The sequence below is a fragment of the Nocardioides turkmenicus genome, assembly GCF_011045035.1.
In the GTDB taxonomy this organism is placed as follows: Bacteria; Actinomycetota; Actinomycetes; order Propionibacteriales; family Nocardioidaceae; genus Nocardioides; species Nocardioides turkmenicus.
Window position 1 is genome coordinate 16,061 of sequence record NZ_JAALAA010000021.1, and the last position, 15,042, is coordinate 31,102.

The 15,042-nt window shown below is 71.6% G+C and carries 10 protein-coding genes; 6 read left to right on the forward strand and 4 right to left on the reverse strand.

The window, feature by feature from the left end; genetic code table 11:
- Positions 1 to 198: 198 nt before the first annotated feature.
- The 4 genes from G5C66_RS20875 to G5C66_RS20890 are packed head-to-tail and all read right to left on the reverse strand — an operon-like array spanning position 199 to position 4,869.
- On the reverse strand, positions 199 to 1,329 hold the full coding sequence (locus tag G5C66_RS20875) for a glycerate kinase (protein WP_165112852.1): 1,131 nt from the start codon (positions 1,327 to 1,329) through the stop codon (positions 199 to 201).
- 3 nt (positions 1,330 to 1,332) lie between these two features.
- Complete coding sequence (gene gcl, locus G5C66_RS20880; protein WP_165112853.1) at positions 1,333 to 3,108, reverse strand: glyoxylate carboligase; 1,776 nt, start codon at positions 3,106 to 3,108, stop codon at positions 1,333 to 1,335.
- 1 nt (position 3,109) lies between these two features.
- Positions 3,110 to 4,144 carry a 2-hydroxy-3-oxopropionate reductase gene (locus tag G5C66_RS20885; RefSeq protein WP_420901753.1) on the reverse strand — a complete coding sequence of 345 codons (1,035 nt, stop codon included), beginning with the start codon at positions 4,142 to 4,144 and terminating at the stop codon, positions 3,110 to 3,112.
- Positions 4,036 to 4,869, reverse strand: a complete 834-nt coding sequence (locus G5C66_RS20890; RefSeq protein WP_165112855.1) for a hydroxypyruvate isomerase family protein — start codon at positions 4,867 to 4,869, stop codon at positions 4,036 to 4,038. Before G5C66_RS20890 ends, G5C66_RS20885 begins: the two co-directional genes overlap by 109 nt.
- A 183-nt stretch (positions 4,870 to 5,052) precedes the next feature.
- Between G5C66_RS20890 and G5C66_RS20895 the strand changes: the two genes are divergently transcribed.
- From G5C66_RS20895 to G5C66_RS20920, 6 genes are all read left to right on the forward strand, one after another.
- The gene (locus G5C66_RS20895; protein ID WP_165112856.1) at positions 5,053 to 6,585 is read left to right on the forward strand and encodes a PucR family transcriptional regulator; all 1,533 of its coding nucleotides are present in this window, start codon (positions 5,053 to 5,055) and stop codon (positions 6,583 to 6,585) included.
- A 287-nt stretch (positions 6,586 to 6,872) separates the two neighbouring features.
- Positions 6,873 to 8,828 carry a 2-oxo-4-hydroxy-4-carboxy-5-ureidoimidazoline decarboxylase gene (gene uraD, locus G5C66_RS20900; RefSeq protein ID WP_165112857.1) on the forward strand — a complete coding sequence of 652 codons (1,956 nt, stop codon included), beginning with the start codon at positions 6,873 to 6,875 and terminating at the stop codon, positions 8,826 to 8,828.
- On the forward strand, positions 8,825 to 10,291 hold the full coding sequence (locus G5C66_RS20905) for a xanthine dehydrogenase small subunit (RefSeq protein WP_165112858.1): 1,467 nt from the start codon (positions 8,825 to 8,827) through the stop codon (positions 10,289 to 10,291). The genes uraD and G5C66_RS20905 overlap by 4 nt, the downstream gene beginning before the upstream one ends.
- Complete coding sequence (gene xdhB, locus G5C66_RS20910; RefSeq protein WP_165112859.1) at positions 10,288 to 12,672, forward strand: xanthine dehydrogenase molybdopterin binding subunit; 2,385 nt, start codon at positions 10,288 to 10,290, stop codon at positions 12,670 to 12,672. Before G5C66_RS20905 ends, xdhB begins: the two co-directional genes overlap by 4 nt.
- A gap of 4 nt (positions 12,673 to 12,676) precedes the next feature.
- Positions 12,677 to 13,504, forward strand: a complete 828-nt coding sequence (xdhC, locus tag G5C66_RS20915) for a xanthine dehydrogenase accessory protein XdhC (protein ID WP_165112860.1) — start codon at positions 12,677 to 12,679, stop codon at positions 13,502 to 13,504.
- A gap of 8 nt (positions 13,505 to 13,512) precedes the next feature.
- Entirely contained in the window at positions 13,513 to 14,814 is a 1,302-nt protein-coding gene (locus tag G5C66_RS20920) for a guanine deaminase (RefSeq protein WP_165112861.1), read from the forward strand.
- Positions 14,815 to 15,042: the final 228 nt, after the last annotated feature.

Sequence of the window (15,042 nt, forward strand, 5' to 3'; positions counted from 1 at the left end):
TGGATGCACTCCCCTCGCGGAACTCCACGAAGGAGGTGGGCACTCACCGAGTTACCTCGGTGGACATTCCGCGGGCCGCTGTCGCGGGCCCTCCGGATGCTGGCCGAGGTACCTCGGCCAGCATGCACTCCCCTCGCGGAACTCCACGAAGGAGGTGACCGCTCACCGAGGTAACTCGGTGAGCATTCCGCCGCTCGCTCATGCGTCCTCCTTGATCAAATGGTCGGCGGCGATCCGCTCGGCGATCTGCGCAAGCAGGGCCGCACCGTCGGTCAGGCAGCGCTGGCGGTCGGGTTCGATGTCCGTCAACGCGTACGCAGCCTCGATCCCGGCCTTCCGCAGCCGGTCGTGATCGAGGTGGTTGACCCCGCATACCGCCACGACCGGGACACCGGCGCGGGCTGCCGCGGCGGCGACGCCGGCCGGGGCCTTGCCGTGCAGGGTCTGCTCGTCGAGCGCCCCTTCGCCGGTGACGACGAGGGCCGCGCCGTCCAGGCCGGAGGCGAAGTCGACCAGCTCGAGGACGAGGTCGATCCCCGAGCGGAGCTCGGCATCCAGCAGGGCGAGGGCCGCGAAGCCGACACCGCCGGCGGCCCCGGCTCCGGGGTGGTCGCAGAGATCGGTCCCGGTGAATGACGCCACCAGAGAGGCCCAGCGGCCGAGCGCGGCGTCCAGCCGCCGGACCTGGTTCGCATCGGCACCCTTCTGCGGGCCATAGACCACGGCCGCACCGGTGGAACCGGTGAGCGGATTGTCGACGTCGCACGCGACGGTGACCGAGACCCCTTCGAGACGCCGGCGCAGCTCGCCGACCTCGATCCGGGCGATCTCCTCGAGTCCGGCGCCACCCGGACCCACCGGGTCCCCGGCAGCGGTGAACAACCGGGCGCCCAGCCCGCAGAGCAGACCGGCTCCCCCATCGGTGCTGGCGCTGCCTCCGATCCCGAGCACGATCCGGCGGCAGCCCGCGTCGATCGCGGCCGCCATGACCTGCCCGGCCCCGAGGCTGGAGGCGCGCAGCGGATCCGGCACGCCCGGCAGCCGCGCCAACCCGGAAGCGTCGGCGAGCTCGACGACCGCGACGTCGTCCCGCCGGGCGTACGCCGTCTCGACCGGCTCTCCGGTCGGCCCGGCCACGCGAACCGGCACGAGGACGAACCCGGCGGACTCGGCCGCCGCCAGGGTGCCGTCGCCACCGTCGGCGACCGGGATCGAGTCCACGAGCACGCTCCGACGCCCTCGGCGGAGACCCGCGCTCACCGCCGCCGCGACCTCGGCAGCGGTGAGCGACCCCTTGAACTTGTCGGAGGCGACCAGCACGCGGACCATCAGTCAGTCCAGCGGGACGAGCGCGGTCGGGGCGTGCTCACCACGCTCGGCCAGCTCCTCGAACTCGACGACACCGTCGATCTCGACGCCCATCGAGACGTTGGTGACGCGCTCGAGGATGACCTCGACCAGGACCGGCACGCGGTATTCGGCCATCAGCGCCTTCGCCTTCTCGAAGGCCGCACCCAGATCGCTCGGGTCGGTCACCCGGATTGCCTTGCAGCCGAGGCCCTCGGCGACCTTGAGGTGGTCGACGCCGTAGCCGTCGACCTCCGGGCTGTTGACGTTGTCGAAGGAGAGCTGGACGCAGTAGTCCATCTCGAACCCGCGCTGGGCCTGGCGGATCAGGCCGAGGTAGGAGTTGTTCACGACGACGTGGATGTAGGGGATGTTGAACTGCGCACCGACGGCCAGCTCCTCGATCAGGAACTGGAAGTCGTAGTCGCCCGACAGCGCGACGACCTGACCGTCGGGGCAGGCGGTCGCGACCCCGAGCGCGGCCGGAAGGGTCCAGCCGAGCGGACCGGCCTGGCCGGCGTTGATCCAGTGCCGCGGCTTGTAGACGTGCAGCAGCTGTGCCGCCTGGATCTGGGACAGGCCGATCGTGGTGACGTACCGGGTGCCGGAGCCGAAGGCGCGGTTCATCTCCTCGTAGACCCGCTGCGGCTTGATCGGGACGTTGTCGAAGTGCGTCTTGCGGTGCAGGGTCCGCTTGCGCTCGGCGCACTCCTCGGCCCAGGACGTACGGTCCGCGAGACGACCGGACGCCGCCCACTCGCGCGCGACCTCGACGAGCACCTCCAGCGCCGCGCGGGCGTCGGAGACGATCGAGTAGTCCGGCGCGAAGACCCGGCCGATCTGGGTCGGCTCGATGTCGATGTGCACGAACGTACGTCCGGCGGTGTAGGTCTCGACCGAGCCGGTGTGGCGGTTGGCCCACCGGTTGCCGATGCCGAGGACGAAGTCGCTGGCCAGCATGGTCGCGTTGCCGTAGCGGTGGGAGGTCTGCAGGCCGACCATGCCCGCGTTGAGCCGGTGGTCGTCGGGGATCGTGCCCCAGCCCATCAGGGTCGGGACGACCGGGACCCCGGTGACCTCGGCGAGCTCGACCAGCAGGTCGGCGGCGTCGGCGTTGATCACGCCACCACCCGCGACGATCAGCGGGCGCTCGGAGGCCAGCATCATCGTCAGCGCCTTCTCCGCCTGGGCACGGCTGGCCGCCGGCCGGGCGATCGGCAACGGCTCGTACGTCTCGATGTCGAAGTCGATCTCGGCCTGCTGGACGTCGAGCGGCAGGTCGATCAGGACCGGGCCGGGACGTCCTCCCCGCATCAACCGGAAGGCCTTCTGGAAAGTGCCCGGGACCTGGGCGGGCTCCATCACGGTGACCGCCATCTTGGTGAGCGGGCCGGCGATGGCGGCGATGTCGACCGCCTGGAAGTCCTCCTTGTGGAGCTTCGCGACCGGCGCCTGCCCGGTGATGCACAGGATCGGGATCGAGTCGGCGGAGGCCGAGTAGAGACCGGTGATCATGTCGGTGCCGGCGGGACCCGAGGTGCCGACGCAGACGCCGATGTTGCCGGCCTTCGCCCGGGTGTAGCCCTCGGCCATGTGGGAGGCCGCCTCGACGTGACGGGCGAGCACGTGGTCGAGACCACCGTGGGCACGCATCGCGCTGTAGAAGGGGTTGATCGCGGCGCCGGGAAGGCCGAACAGCTGCGTCGCACCCTCCTTCTCCAGGATCAGGACGGCGGCGTCGACCGCGCGCATGCGTGCCATGTCAGTTCTCTCCCTTGGAGTCGGAGCCGCTCAGGCGCTCGACGCCCCGGAGCAGCGCGGAGTGGTCCAGGCCGCCGTCGCCGTTGGCCCGGGCGCTCGCCATCAGCTGAGCGACCAGCGAGCCGAGCGGGACCACCACGCCGGCCTCGCGGGCGGCGGCGGTGACGATCCCCATGTCCTTGTGGTGCAGGTCGATCCGGAAGCCCGGCTGGAAGGAGCGGGTCAGCATGTTCTCCTTCTTCTGGTTGAGCACCGCCGAGCCGGCGAGCCCGCCGCCGAGCACCTCGAGGGCGGCCTTGGTGTCCACGCCGTACGCCTCGAGGAAGACGACCGCCTCCGACAGCGCCTGGATGTTGGCGGCGACGATGAGCTGGTTGGCCGCCTTGACCGTCTGGCCGGCGCCGCTCGGCCCGACGTGGACGATGGTCTTGCCGACCGCGTCGAAGAGCGGCTTCGCGGTGGCGAAGTCGTCGGCCGAGCCGCCGACCATGATCGAGAGGGCCGCGTTCTTCGCCCCGGCCTCACCACCGGAGACCGGGGCGTCGAGGATGCGGAAACCACGGGCGGTGGCCTGCTCCGCGAGGGCGGAGGTCACGTCGGGCCGGATGCTGGAGAAGTCGATGATCAGCGCGCCGGCCGGGGCGGAGTCGAAGACCCCGCCCTCGGCAGCGAGGACCTCCTCGACGTGGGGCGAGTCCGGCACCATGACGCAGACGACCTCGGCGTCACGGCAGGCGTCGGCGGTCGAGTCGGCGGCGCGGCCGCCGGCCTCGACGAGGGCCTGGGCCCGCTCGGCGTTGTGGTCGTAACCGGCGACGGTGTGGCCGGCGTCGGCCAGGTGGACGGCCATCGGGTTGCCCATGATGCCCAGGCCGATGAATGCGATGTTGGTCATGATGATCTCTCCTGCGGGATGGTCAGGGCTGGTCAGCGGGTGGCGGTCGCGGCGCTGCGGCGCTCGCGCGGCAGCCAGTCGAAGCTCTCGACGGAGCCTCCGGTCGAGCTCGTGGCGGGCTTGTACTCCAGCCCGACCCAGCCGGTGTAGCCGGCCGCCTCGAGGGCGGCGAGCTGCCGCTCGAGCGGAAGGTCGCCGGTGCCGGGCTCGTTGCGGCCCGGGGCGTCGGCGATCTGGACGTGGGCGATGCGAGCGGCGTACGCAGCGATCACCGCGTCGACGTCGTCGCCGTTCACGGCGAGGTGGTAGAGGTCGGCGAGCAGGCCGATGTTGGGCTCACCGGCACGGTCGATCGCGGCCACCGCGTCGGCGGCGGTGAGCAGCGGGTAGCGGTCTGCGCCGCTGACCGGCTCGACCAGCACGGTCCCGCCGATGCGGGCCGCGGCGCGGGCAGCCAGGGCGAGGTTCTCGGCGCCGAGCTCGTCCTGCGCCTCGGGGGCGGCGTCCTCGACGCGGTTGCCGTAGAGCGCGTTGAACGCGGTGCAGCCGAGCCGCTCGCCGATGCCGATGGTGACGTCGATGTTGTCGCGGAACTCCGCCGACCGGGCCGGCCAGGAGACCAGGCCGCGGTCACCGGCAGGCATGTCGCCGGCGAAGAAGTTGAGGCCGACCAGCTGGACCCCGGCGTCCTGAACGGCGGCGACGAAGGCGTCCACGTCCTTGTCGGACGGCACCGCCTCGGCGAACGGCCACCAGAACTCCACCGCGTCGAAGCCGGCGGCCTTCACCGCCGCGGGGCGCTCGAGCAGCGGGAGCTCGGTGAACAGGATCGAGCAGTTCACCTCGTAGCGGAGCTGGTGGGACATCCTCACCATTCCTTCCGTACTGCGGAATTTGATTTCTGACATTCGAAATATAAGGATGTGAGCGGAGTCACGTCAACCCCGTCCGAACCTCGGGCCGCAAACTGATGACGAACCGACAACGGCCTCGCACGCACGTACGCGGGCGTTGTACGTTCCTCCAAGACGGACCGTGTGGAGGCACCCGTGCTGCTTGCCGAGCTGTTGGAGACGCCCAGCCTGGGCCTGCGACTCCTGCATGCACCCGAGGGATCGCTGGAGCGTCCGGTCGGACGCACGATCACGATCGACCTGCTCGAGCCGGGCCGCTACCTGAACGGCGGCGAGCTCGTACTCACCGGCCTCGTCTGGCGCCGCGGCCCCGAGGACAGCGAGACGTTCGTGTCCTCGATCGCCTCCGGCGGCGCGACCTGCCTGCTGGCCGGCGCGGCCCTCCTCGGCGCGGTGCCCGACGACCTCGTCGACGCCTGCCGCCGCCATCAGGTCGCCCTGGTCGAGGTGCCCGGCGACGTTGCGTTCGCCGACGTCACCGAGTACGTCGCGGCCGCCGGCGCCGCCGGCGAGAGCGCCCGGATGTCGGCGAGCCTCGCCCGCCAGCGTCAGCTCCTCTCCGCCATCGCCTCGGGCCGCAGCCTCGACGAGCTGGCCGCCCGGGTGGCCTCCGAGATCGGCCACGCGTGCCGGGTGCTCACGGCCAGCGGCCGCCACGTCGTACCCGGTCCCGGAGAGCTGGATCCGGAGACGGTCGATGCCCTGACCCGCCGCTTCCTGACCGCCGACATGCTGCCCGCGGTGGCCGAGGCCGGCGACCATCGCTTCTCCCTGTTCCCCGTCGGGTCGGGGCTCGCCGACCGGGTGACCGGCTGGACCGTGGTGGTCGAGGGCGACCACACCTCCTGGCCTCGGGAGGACCTCGACATGGTCCACGAGTTCGGGGCCATCACCGCCCTGGACCGTTCGCGGCGCGACGAGGGCTTCCGAGTGAGGCGGCCGCTCGCGGCCGCAACCCTCGCCCATCTGGAGGCCGGCGCCTCACCGGCCGAGATCGCCGCCGGGCTGCGTCAGTCCGGGCTCGATCCCGAGCGGCCGCTCGTCCTCGCCATGGCCGAGCTCGGCCCCGGCGGTCCGCCCGACGCGGTGGCCGCGGTGCTCGAGGACGTGGCCCTCGGCCTGGGACCGTCCGTCGTCGCCAGCGCCCGCGACGGCTGTGCGGTGGCGTTCCTCCCCGCTCGCCCGGACCTCACCGACCAGCTCCGCCGCTCACTCTCCCGGTTGGCGCCGGCCCTGGTCCGCGGCTCGCTGTCGGTCGGGCTGAGCGGGGAGAGCGGCCTCGACGCCCTGGCCGGCGCCCTCGAGGAGGCGCGATTCGCGCATCGGGTCGCCCGCTCCGGCGGCGGCGCGGTCGCGCTGTCCAGCTCGGAGGAGGTCACCTCCCACGTGCTGCTCCTCGCCACTGTCCCCGACGACATCCGCCGCACCTACGCCCAGCGCGTCCTCGGCCCCGTCCTCGAGCACGACCAGCGCACCGGGAGCGATCTGGTGCCGACGCTCGACCGGTTCCTGACGTACGCCGGGTCGTGGACGCGTACGGCCGAATCGCTCCACCTCCACGTCAACAGCGTGCGCTATCGGATCTCCCGCGTGGAGGAGCTGACCGGCCGTGACCTGACCACGATGGAGGACCGCGTCGACGTCTTCCTCGCCCTCCGATCGCTCTGAGCCGCTGCCGGTGTAACACGTCGTTCGTAGGACTACTCGCCCTATCGGAACGACCGGATAGTCCTACGAACAGCGTGTTACACCCGATCCGCCGCGACCTTCTTCACCTCGCCGAAACCGATCCGAAACCGCCAGAACGCCATCCTGGAGGTTCACACAAAGGCCGCATCCACGCAGACCCCATCTTCGGATGATCGGCGGGTGCCGCTCGGGGCCCGAAGAGACCAGGCTGTGGTGTTAGTCACAGCTCACCTGCCCGCCAGGGCGCCCCCGAGAAAGGTGTGAGGATGAACGCGAGAGCAGTCCTGAGGTCGATACGGCCGCAGAAGAAGGTCGGTGCCGGCCCCACCCACCCCGTGGACGAGGTGCTCCCGGCCGGCAAGCTCGCCGTCTACGGCCTCCAGCACGTGCTCGCGTTCTATGCCGGTGCGGTGATCGTGCCGATCCTGCTCGCCAACGCGATCGGGCTGAATCAGCAGGAGCTGATCCACCTGATCAACGCCGACCTCTTCACCTGCGGCATCGCCTCGATCATCCAGTCGGTCGGCTTCTGGAAGGTCGGCGTACGTCTCCCGCTCCTGCAGGGCGTCACCTTCACCGCCGTCTCGCCGATGATCGCGATCGGGATGGCGGCCGGCGGCGGCACCGACGGCCTGCTCGTCATCTACGGCGCGGTGATCGTGGCCGGTCTGGCGACCTTCTTCATCGCCCCCTACTTCAGCCGGCTGATCCGGTTCTTCCCGCCGGTCGTGACCGGCTCGGTGATCACCATCATCGGCATCGCGCTGCTGCCCGTCGCGGCCGCGGACGCGACCGGTGGCGCCGGTCCGACCTCGGACCCGACGAGCGGCCGCAACCTGGCGTACGCCCTGGGCACCCTGGCCCTGATCGTGGTCATCCAGCGGGTCTTCAAGGGCTTCATGGCCACCGTCGCCGTGCTCATCGGCCTGGTCGTCGGCACCCTGGTCGCGTGGGCTCTCGGGGATGCCCACTTCGACGCGGTCGCCGGCTCCGACTGGGTCGGCGTCACGACCCCGTTCCACTTCGGCTGGCCACAGTTCTCCGCGGCCGCGATCGTGTCGATGATCGTGGTCATGCTGATCACCGCGGTCGAGACCACCGGTGACGTCTTCGCCACCGGCGAGATCGTGGAGAAGCGGATCGGCCGCACCGACATCGCCCGCGCCCTGCGCGCCGACGGCCTGGCCACCACCATCGGCGGCGTCTTCAACTCCTTCCCCTACACCTGCTTCGCCGAGAACGTCGGGCTCGTCCGGCTGACCCGGGTCAAGAGCCGCTGGGTCGTCGCCGCCGCCGGCCTGATCATGGTGTTCATCGGACTGCTCCCGAAGGTCGGCGCGATCGTCGCCGGCATCCCCCACCCGGTCCTCGGCGGCGCCGCCCTGGCCATGTTCGCCACGGTCGCCGTCGTCGGCTTCCAGACGCTCAGCAAGGTCGACTTCCACGACCACCGCAACGTGGTGATCGTGGCGACGAGCGTCGGTCTGGCCATGTACGTCACCGCGCAGCCGGAGGTCGCCCAGGCCGTCCCGGGCTGGGCCGAGATCATCTTCGGCAGCGGCATCACCCTCGGCAGCCTGACGGCGATCCTGCTCAACATCCTGTTCCACCACGTCGGCCCCGACTTCGGGCCTGCCGTCGCCGGCCAGCCCGGCGAGGGCGTCCGGCTCGACCAGGTCAACCAGATGGGACGTACGGAGTTCGTGGAGACGTTCGACGGTCTCTTCCAGGGACCGCGGTGGATGGTGGAGCGGGCCTGGGAGCAGCGGCCCTTCGCCGACACCCACGCGCTGCGCCGTGCCTTCCAGGACGCCCTGTTCAGCGGTTCCGTCGAGGAGCAGCGCGAGCTGATCGAGGCCTACCCCGAGCTCGGTTCGAAGCTGGTCTCCGAGGGGCTGGTCGGCGAGGAGTCGCTGCGCGACCAGTCCTCGAAGGGCCTGACCCACCTGGCCGAGCCGGACCAGGAGGCGCTGACCTCGCTCACCGACGCCTATCACGAGCGGTTCGGCTTCCCGCTGGTCATCTCCGTACGCGACTCCGACTCGCTCGACCGGATCCTGGCCGAGGGCCGGGCCCGGCTCGGCAACTGCGAACGCCAGGAGCACGCCGCCGCGCTGATCGAGATCGCCAAGATCGCCGGCCACCGCTTCGACGACTTCCTGCGCGACGCCAACCCCATCCACAGCGCCCGCACCCGCAACCCGATCCGGAGCCAGCCATGACCGATCCCAGCACCCCCTGTGTCACGGTCAACGGGGACCAGGTGTCCCTGACCGGGGTCGCCACCCACACCACCACGCTCGACTGGCTACGCAACCGCGGCCTGACCGGCGCCAAGGAGGGCTGCGCCGAGGGCGAGTGCGGCGCCTGCTCGGTGCTCGTCGCCCGGCCCGGCACCACCTCACCGACCGAGTGGACCTCGGTCAACGCCTGCCTGGTGCCGGTCGCCGCGCTCGACGGTCAGGAGGTCGTCACCAGCGAGGGCCTCGGCACCAGCACCGACCTGCACCCGGTCCAGCAGGAGCTCGCCGTCCGCGGCGGGTCGCAGTGCGGCTACTGCACGCCCGGCTTCGTCTGCAGCCTCGCCGCGGAGTACTACCGCCCGAACCGGGAACCAGCACCCGCAGATGCGGACGGCGCCGTCTGCGACCACGAGCACGGCCCGAACGGCGTCGACCTGCACGCGCTGAGCGGCAACCTGTGCCGCTGCACCGGCTACCGCCCGATCCGCGACGCCGCCTATGCCCTCGGCACCCCCGAGGCCGACGACGCGTTCGCCGCGCGCCAGCAGAAGCCGCCGCCCGAGGCCCGCCCGACCCGGATCGCGGTCGACGGCGCCGAGTTCGTACGTCCGCAGACGCTGTCCGAGGCGCTGGGTCTGCTGGCCGAGCGGCCGGAGGCCCAGGTCGTCGCCGGCTCGACCGACTGGGGCGTCGAGGTCAACATCCGCGGCCGCCGCGCGCCGCTGGTCGTGGCGATCGACCGGCTGCCCGAGCTGCGCGAGCTCTCCTTCCGGACCGGCCACGTCGAGATCGGCGCGGCCCTCACCCTGACCGAGATCGAGCGCAAGCTCAACGGCCGGGTGCCGCTCCTGGCCGAGCTGTTCCCGCAGTTCGCCTCGCGCCTGATCCGCAACAGCGCGACGATCGGCGGCAACATCGGCACCGCCTCTCCCATCGGCGATGCCCCGCCGGCACTGCTCGCGCTCGACGCCGAGGTCGTGCTGGCCTCGCCGCGCGGCGAGCGGGTCGTCCCGCTGGCCGACTACTTCACCGGCTACCGGGAGACGGTCCGTGCCGCGGACGAGCTGATCCGCAGCGTACGACTGCCGTTGCCGCTGGCTCCTCTCGTCGGCTTCCACAAGATCGCCAAGCGCCGCTTCGACGACATCTCCAGCGTGGCCGTCGGCTACGCGCTCGAGATCGCCGACGGCACCGTCGTCCGCGCCCGGATCGGCCTCGGCGGTGTGGCGGCCACCCCGTTGCGTGCCGTCGCCACGGAGGACGCCTTGGTCGGCAGGCCATGGACCGAGGAGTCCGTACGCCGCGCCGCATCCGTCCTCACCACCGAGGGCACACCCATGGACGACCACCGCGCCAGCGCGTCCTACCGCTCGGCGATGCTGGGCCAGTCCCTGCTGCGCCTGTTCCACGCCCACACCCACCGCGAGGAGGTGCCCGCATGAGCGCCCTGTCCCAACGCCCCGACAACCCTGTCGTCGGGATCCCGCTCCCGCACGAGAGCGCCACACTGCACGTCACCGGCGAGGCGCTCTACACCGACGACCTCGTCGGTCGGCTCACCGGCGCGCTGCACGCCTGGCCGGTCCAGGCGCCGCACACCCACGCCCTGGTCACCTCGCTCCGCCCCGAGAAGGCCTACGAGGTGCCCGGCGTCGTACGTGTGCTGACCGCCGAGGACGTACCCGGCATCAACGACGCCGGCGTCAAGCACGACGAGCCGCTCTTCCCGACCGAGGTGATGTTCCACGGCCACGCGGTGTGCTGGGTGCTCGGCGAGACCCTGGAGGCCGCCCGGCTGGGCGCGGCCGCGGTCGAGGTCGACTACGAGCCGCTGCCCTCGCTCGTCACCGTGCAGGAGGCGATCGCGGCGGAGAGCTTCCAGGGCACCCCGCGCAGCCTCTCCCGCGGCGACGCCGGCGCCGCCCTGAAGGACGCCGCCCACGTCTTCGAGGGCGAGTTCGAGTTCGCAGGTCAGGAGCACTTCTACCTCGAGACCCACGTCTCGCTGGCGCTGGTCGACGAGGGCGGCCAGGTGCTCGTGCACAGCAGCACCCAGCACCCCTCCGAGACCCAGGAGATCGTCGGCCACGTGCTCGGGGTGCCGAGCCACGAGGTCACCGTCCAGTGCCTGCGGATGGGTGGCGCGTTCGGCGGCAAGGAGATGCAGCCGCACGGCTACGCCGCCATCGCCGCGCTGGGCGCTCGGTTGACGGGGCGGCCGGTGCGGCTGCGCCTCAACCGCACCCAGGACATCACCCTGTCCGGCAAGCGCCACGGCTTCCACAGCACCTGGCGAGCCGGGTTCGACGACGACGGCCACATCGTGGCTCTCGAGGCCACCCTCACCGCCGACGGCGGCTGGAGCCTCGATCTCTCCGAGCCGGTGCTGGCCCGCGCGCTGTGCCACATCGACAACGCCTACTGGGTGCCCAACATCCGCGTCGACGGCCGGGTCGCCCGCACCAACAAGACCTCGCAGACCGCCTTCCGCGGCTTCGGCGGCCCGCAGGGCATGCTCGTCATGGAGGACCTGCTCGGCCGGTGTGCGCCGTTGCTCGGGATCGACCCGATCGAGCTGCGCCGCCGCAACTTCTACCAGCAGGGCCAGACCACGCCCTACGGCCAGGAGGTGCGCCAGGCCGACCGGCTGGCGGCCTGCTGGGACCAGGTCGCTGCGTCGGGAGAGGTGGCTCGCCGGCGCGCGGAGATCGCCGACTTCAACCGTCGGCACCCGCACACCAAGCGGGGCCTGGCGATGACGCCGGTGAAGTTCGGCATCTCGTTCAACCTCACCGCCTTCAACCAGGCCGGTGCCCTCGTCCACGTCTACAAGGACGGCTCGGTGCTGATCAACCACGGCGGCACCGAGATGGGCCAGGGCCTGCACACCAAGATGCTCCAGGTCGCTGCCACCGCGCTCGGCCTGCCGCTGTCCCGGGTCCGGCTGGCGCCGACGCGCACCGACAAGGTGCCCAACACCTCGGCGACCGCGGCCAGCTCCGGCGCCGACCTCAACGGGGCCGCCATCAAGAACGCCTGCGAGCAGATCCGCGAGCGGCTCGTCCAGGTGGGCGGGGGCATGCTCGGGATCAGCCCGCACGACGTACGAATCGAGGACGGCGTCGTCCGCGGCCTCTCGCCCGCTTCGGGGGAGGTCGGCTGGAACGAGCTGGTCAACACGGCCTACCACCAGCGCGTACAGCTCTGGGCCGCTGGCTTCTACCGCACCGAGGGTCTGCACTGGGATCCCACCGTCATGCAGGGCGAGCCGTTCAAGTACTTCGCCAACGGGGTCGCCGCGTCCGAGGTCGAGGTCGACGGGTTCACCGGTGCCTACACGCTGCGGCGCGTCGACATCGTCCACGACGTCGGCGACAGCCTGAGCCCGCTGATCGACATCGGCCAGATCGAGGGCGGCTTCGTGCAGGGCGCCGGCTGGCTGACCCTGGAGGACCTGCGCTGGGACACCTCCGACGGGCCTCACCGGGGTCGGTTGGCGACCCAGGCAGCGAGCACCTACAAGCTCCCGAGCTTCTCCGAGATGCCCGAGGACTTCCGAGTGAAGCTGCTCGAGAAGGCCCACGAGGAGGGCGCCGTCTACGGCTCCAAGGCCGTGGGCGAGCCGCCGTTGATGCTCGCCTTCTCGGTGCGTGAGGCGCTGCGCGAGGCGGCCGCCGCGTTCGGTCCGAGCGGCACCAGCGTCGACCTGGCATCCCCGGCGACGCCCGAGGCCGTCTACTGGGCCCTCGACAAGGCGCGTACGCCGCAGGCCCCTGAGCCGAGCGACACCGGCGCCGAGCCGGTCATGGCCGGAGAGAGGTGATCACATGGAGTGGCTGAAGGCCGTCCAGCGGCTGCGCGAGCAGCGGGTCCCCGGCGTACTGGTGACCCTGACGTCCGTGCGCGGTCATTCGCCGCGCGAGGCCGGGGCCAAGATGGTCGTCTCGGCCGACCGCACCTGGGCCACAGTCGGCGGCGGCAACCTCGAGGCGGTCGCGATCGAGCGCGCCCGGGAGATGCTCGCCGAGGATCGTGGGGTGCCGGAGAGCCTGAAGGTGTCGCTCTCCGACAAGGCGCCCTACCAGCACGGCGTGCAGTGCTGCGGTGGCGAGGTCGAGCTGCTGCTCGAGCCGCTGCCCGTGGTCCCGTCCGTGGCCATCTTCGGGATGGGCCACGTGGGGGTCGAGCTCGCGCGCATCCTGGCCCGCCACGACATCGAGCTCCACCTCGTCGACTCCCGCGCCGCCCAGCTCGAACCGGAGCAGCTGCGCGGGCTCGACGACGCCGTCGCCGGCATCCACGTCCACCAGGTGCCGGTGCTGCCCGAGCTCGTCATCGGCGAGCTGCCCGAGGGCACCCACGTGCTGATCATGACCCACGACCACGCCGAGGACGCCGCGCTCTGCGACGCGGCTCTCCGCGCCGGGCAGCTGGCATCGATCGGGCTGATCGGCTCGAGCGCCAAGTGGAGCCGGTTCCGGGCCAAGCTCGCCGACGAGGGCCACGCCCCCGAGGCGATCGCCCGCATCACCACGCCCATCGGCCTCCCTGATCTCGGTGGCAAGGAGCCGGCCACGATCGCGGTCAGCGTCGCGGCCCGGCTGCTGCAGCTCTTCGCGGGCGAGCCCGCATCAACCGAACAACAACCAAGGTGAAACCCACGATGACGCTCTTCCGAGGAACCTTCCTCGACACTCCCTCCGACCCGTTCTCCGGCGGTGAGCTCCGCACGGAGCAGGACGGCGCCCTGCTCGTACGCGACGGCGTGATCCGCGCTCGCGGCTCCTTCGCAGGCCTTCGCGGCCAACACCCCGAGGAGGAGGTCGTCGACCTCTCCGGCGGCTTCGTGCTGCCCGGATTCGTCGACACCCACGTGCACTTCCCGCAGGTACGCGTCATCGGCGGCCTCGGCATGCCGCTGCTCGACTGGCTGGACCAGACCGCCCTCCCCGAGGAGGCCCGCCTGGCCGACCCGGCCTATGCCGCGGGCGTGGCCACCGATTTCGTACGCGGCCTGGTCGGCGCCGGCACCACCACGGCTCTGGTCTTCGGCAGCCACTTCGCGCCGGCGGTCGACACGGTCTTCGCCGAGGCCGCGCGGGTCGGGCTGCGGATCACCAGCGGCCTCGTGGTCAGCGACCGGCTCATCCGCGAGGACCTGTTCACCGACCCTGACCGGGCACGGGAGGAGTCGCTCGCGCTCGCTGCCCGCTGGCACGGCGTCGGCCGGGCCCGCTACGCGGTGACCCCGCGGTTCTCGCTGTCCTGCTCCGAGCCGCTGCTCGAGGCGTGCGCCGACGTGCTGCGTGCCGTACCGGGCGCCATGCTCACCTCCCACGTCAACGAGAACACTCGCGAGATCGCGACCGTCGAGGAGCTGTGCGGCTGCGACTACGTGACCTCCTACGACCGCCACGGCCTCGTCGGCCCCGGCACCGTCCTGGCCCACAACGTTCACCCCACCGACGCCGAGCTCGGTCTGCTGGCCGCCCGCGGAGCCGCCGTCGCACACTGCCCGTCCAGCAACGCCGCCCTCGGCAGCGGCCTGTTCCCGCTCGCCCGCCACCGCGCCCACGGCGTACGCGTCGCGATGGGCTCCGACGTCGGCGCCGGCACCGGGTTCTCCCTGCTCAAGGAGGGCCTGGGAGCGTACGTGGCCCAGCAGCTCCTCGGCGAGGCCGGCCACCCCCTGACCCCCACACACCTCCTCCACCTGGCCACGGTCGCCGGCGCCGAGGCACTCGGCCTGGGAGCCGCCGTCGGCGACTTCTCCCCCGGCCGCCGCTTCGACGCCCAGTGGATCAAGCCCGCCCCGAGCACCCCGCTCGCCGTCGGCCTCGCCCACGCCGCGGATGCCGGCGACGCCCTGGCCAAGATGTTCGCCCTCGGCACCCCCGCCGACGTACGCAGCGTCTGGATCGAAGGCGAGCTCGTCAACACGTCTGCCCCCCACCTCGTGGGCTAGCCCGCCGAGGCGTCACGTACGTCGGCCGAGGCGTCACCCCGGTCAGCCGAGACGTCGCTCCCGTCGGTCGAGCGGTCAATGCGAGGCCAACTCGGCCGACGCGAGTGACGCCTCGGCAATCGAACCGGGGGCAGCCTCGTCACGACCAGCGAAGCGTCACGTACGTCAGTCGAAACGTCACCTCGGTCGGCCGAGTGGTCACCGTCGTGCCGACTCGCCCGACCGGAG

Excerpts from the sequence above, each read along its gene's own strand:
- xdhC (WP_165112860.1), top strand. The coding sequence starts at position 12,677 with ATGGAGTGGCTGAAGGCCGTCCAGCGGCTGCGCGAGCAGCGGGTCCCC.
- gcl (WP_165112853.1), bottom strand. The coding sequence starts at position 3,108 with ATGGCACGCATGCGCGCGGTCGACGCCGCCGTCCTGATCCTGGAGAAG.
- G5C66_RS20920 (WP_165112861.1), top strand. The coding sequence starts at position 13,513 with ATGACGCTCTTCCGAGGAACCTTCCTCGACACTCCCTCCGACCCGTTC.
- uraD (WP_165112857.1), top strand. The coding sequence starts at position 6,873 with ATGAACGCGAGAGCAGTCCTGAGGTCGATACGGCCGCAGAAGAAGGTC.
- G5C66_RS20890 (WP_165112855.1), bottom strand. The coding sequence starts at position 4,869 with ATGTCCCACCAGCTCCGCTACGAGGTGAACTGCTCGATCCTGTTCACC.
- G5C66_RS20875 (WP_165112852.1), bottom strand. The coding sequence starts at position 1,329 with ATGGTCCGCGTGCTGGTCGCCTCCGACAAGTTCAAGGGGTCGCTCACC.
- xdhB (WP_165112859.1), top strand. The coding sequence starts at position 10,288 with ATGAGCGCCCTGTCCCAACGCCCCGACAACCCTGTCGTCGGGATCCCG.
- G5C66_RS20905 (WP_165112858.1), top strand. The coding sequence starts at position 8,825 with ATGACCGATCCCAGCACCCCCTGTGTCACGGTCAACGGGGACCAGGTG.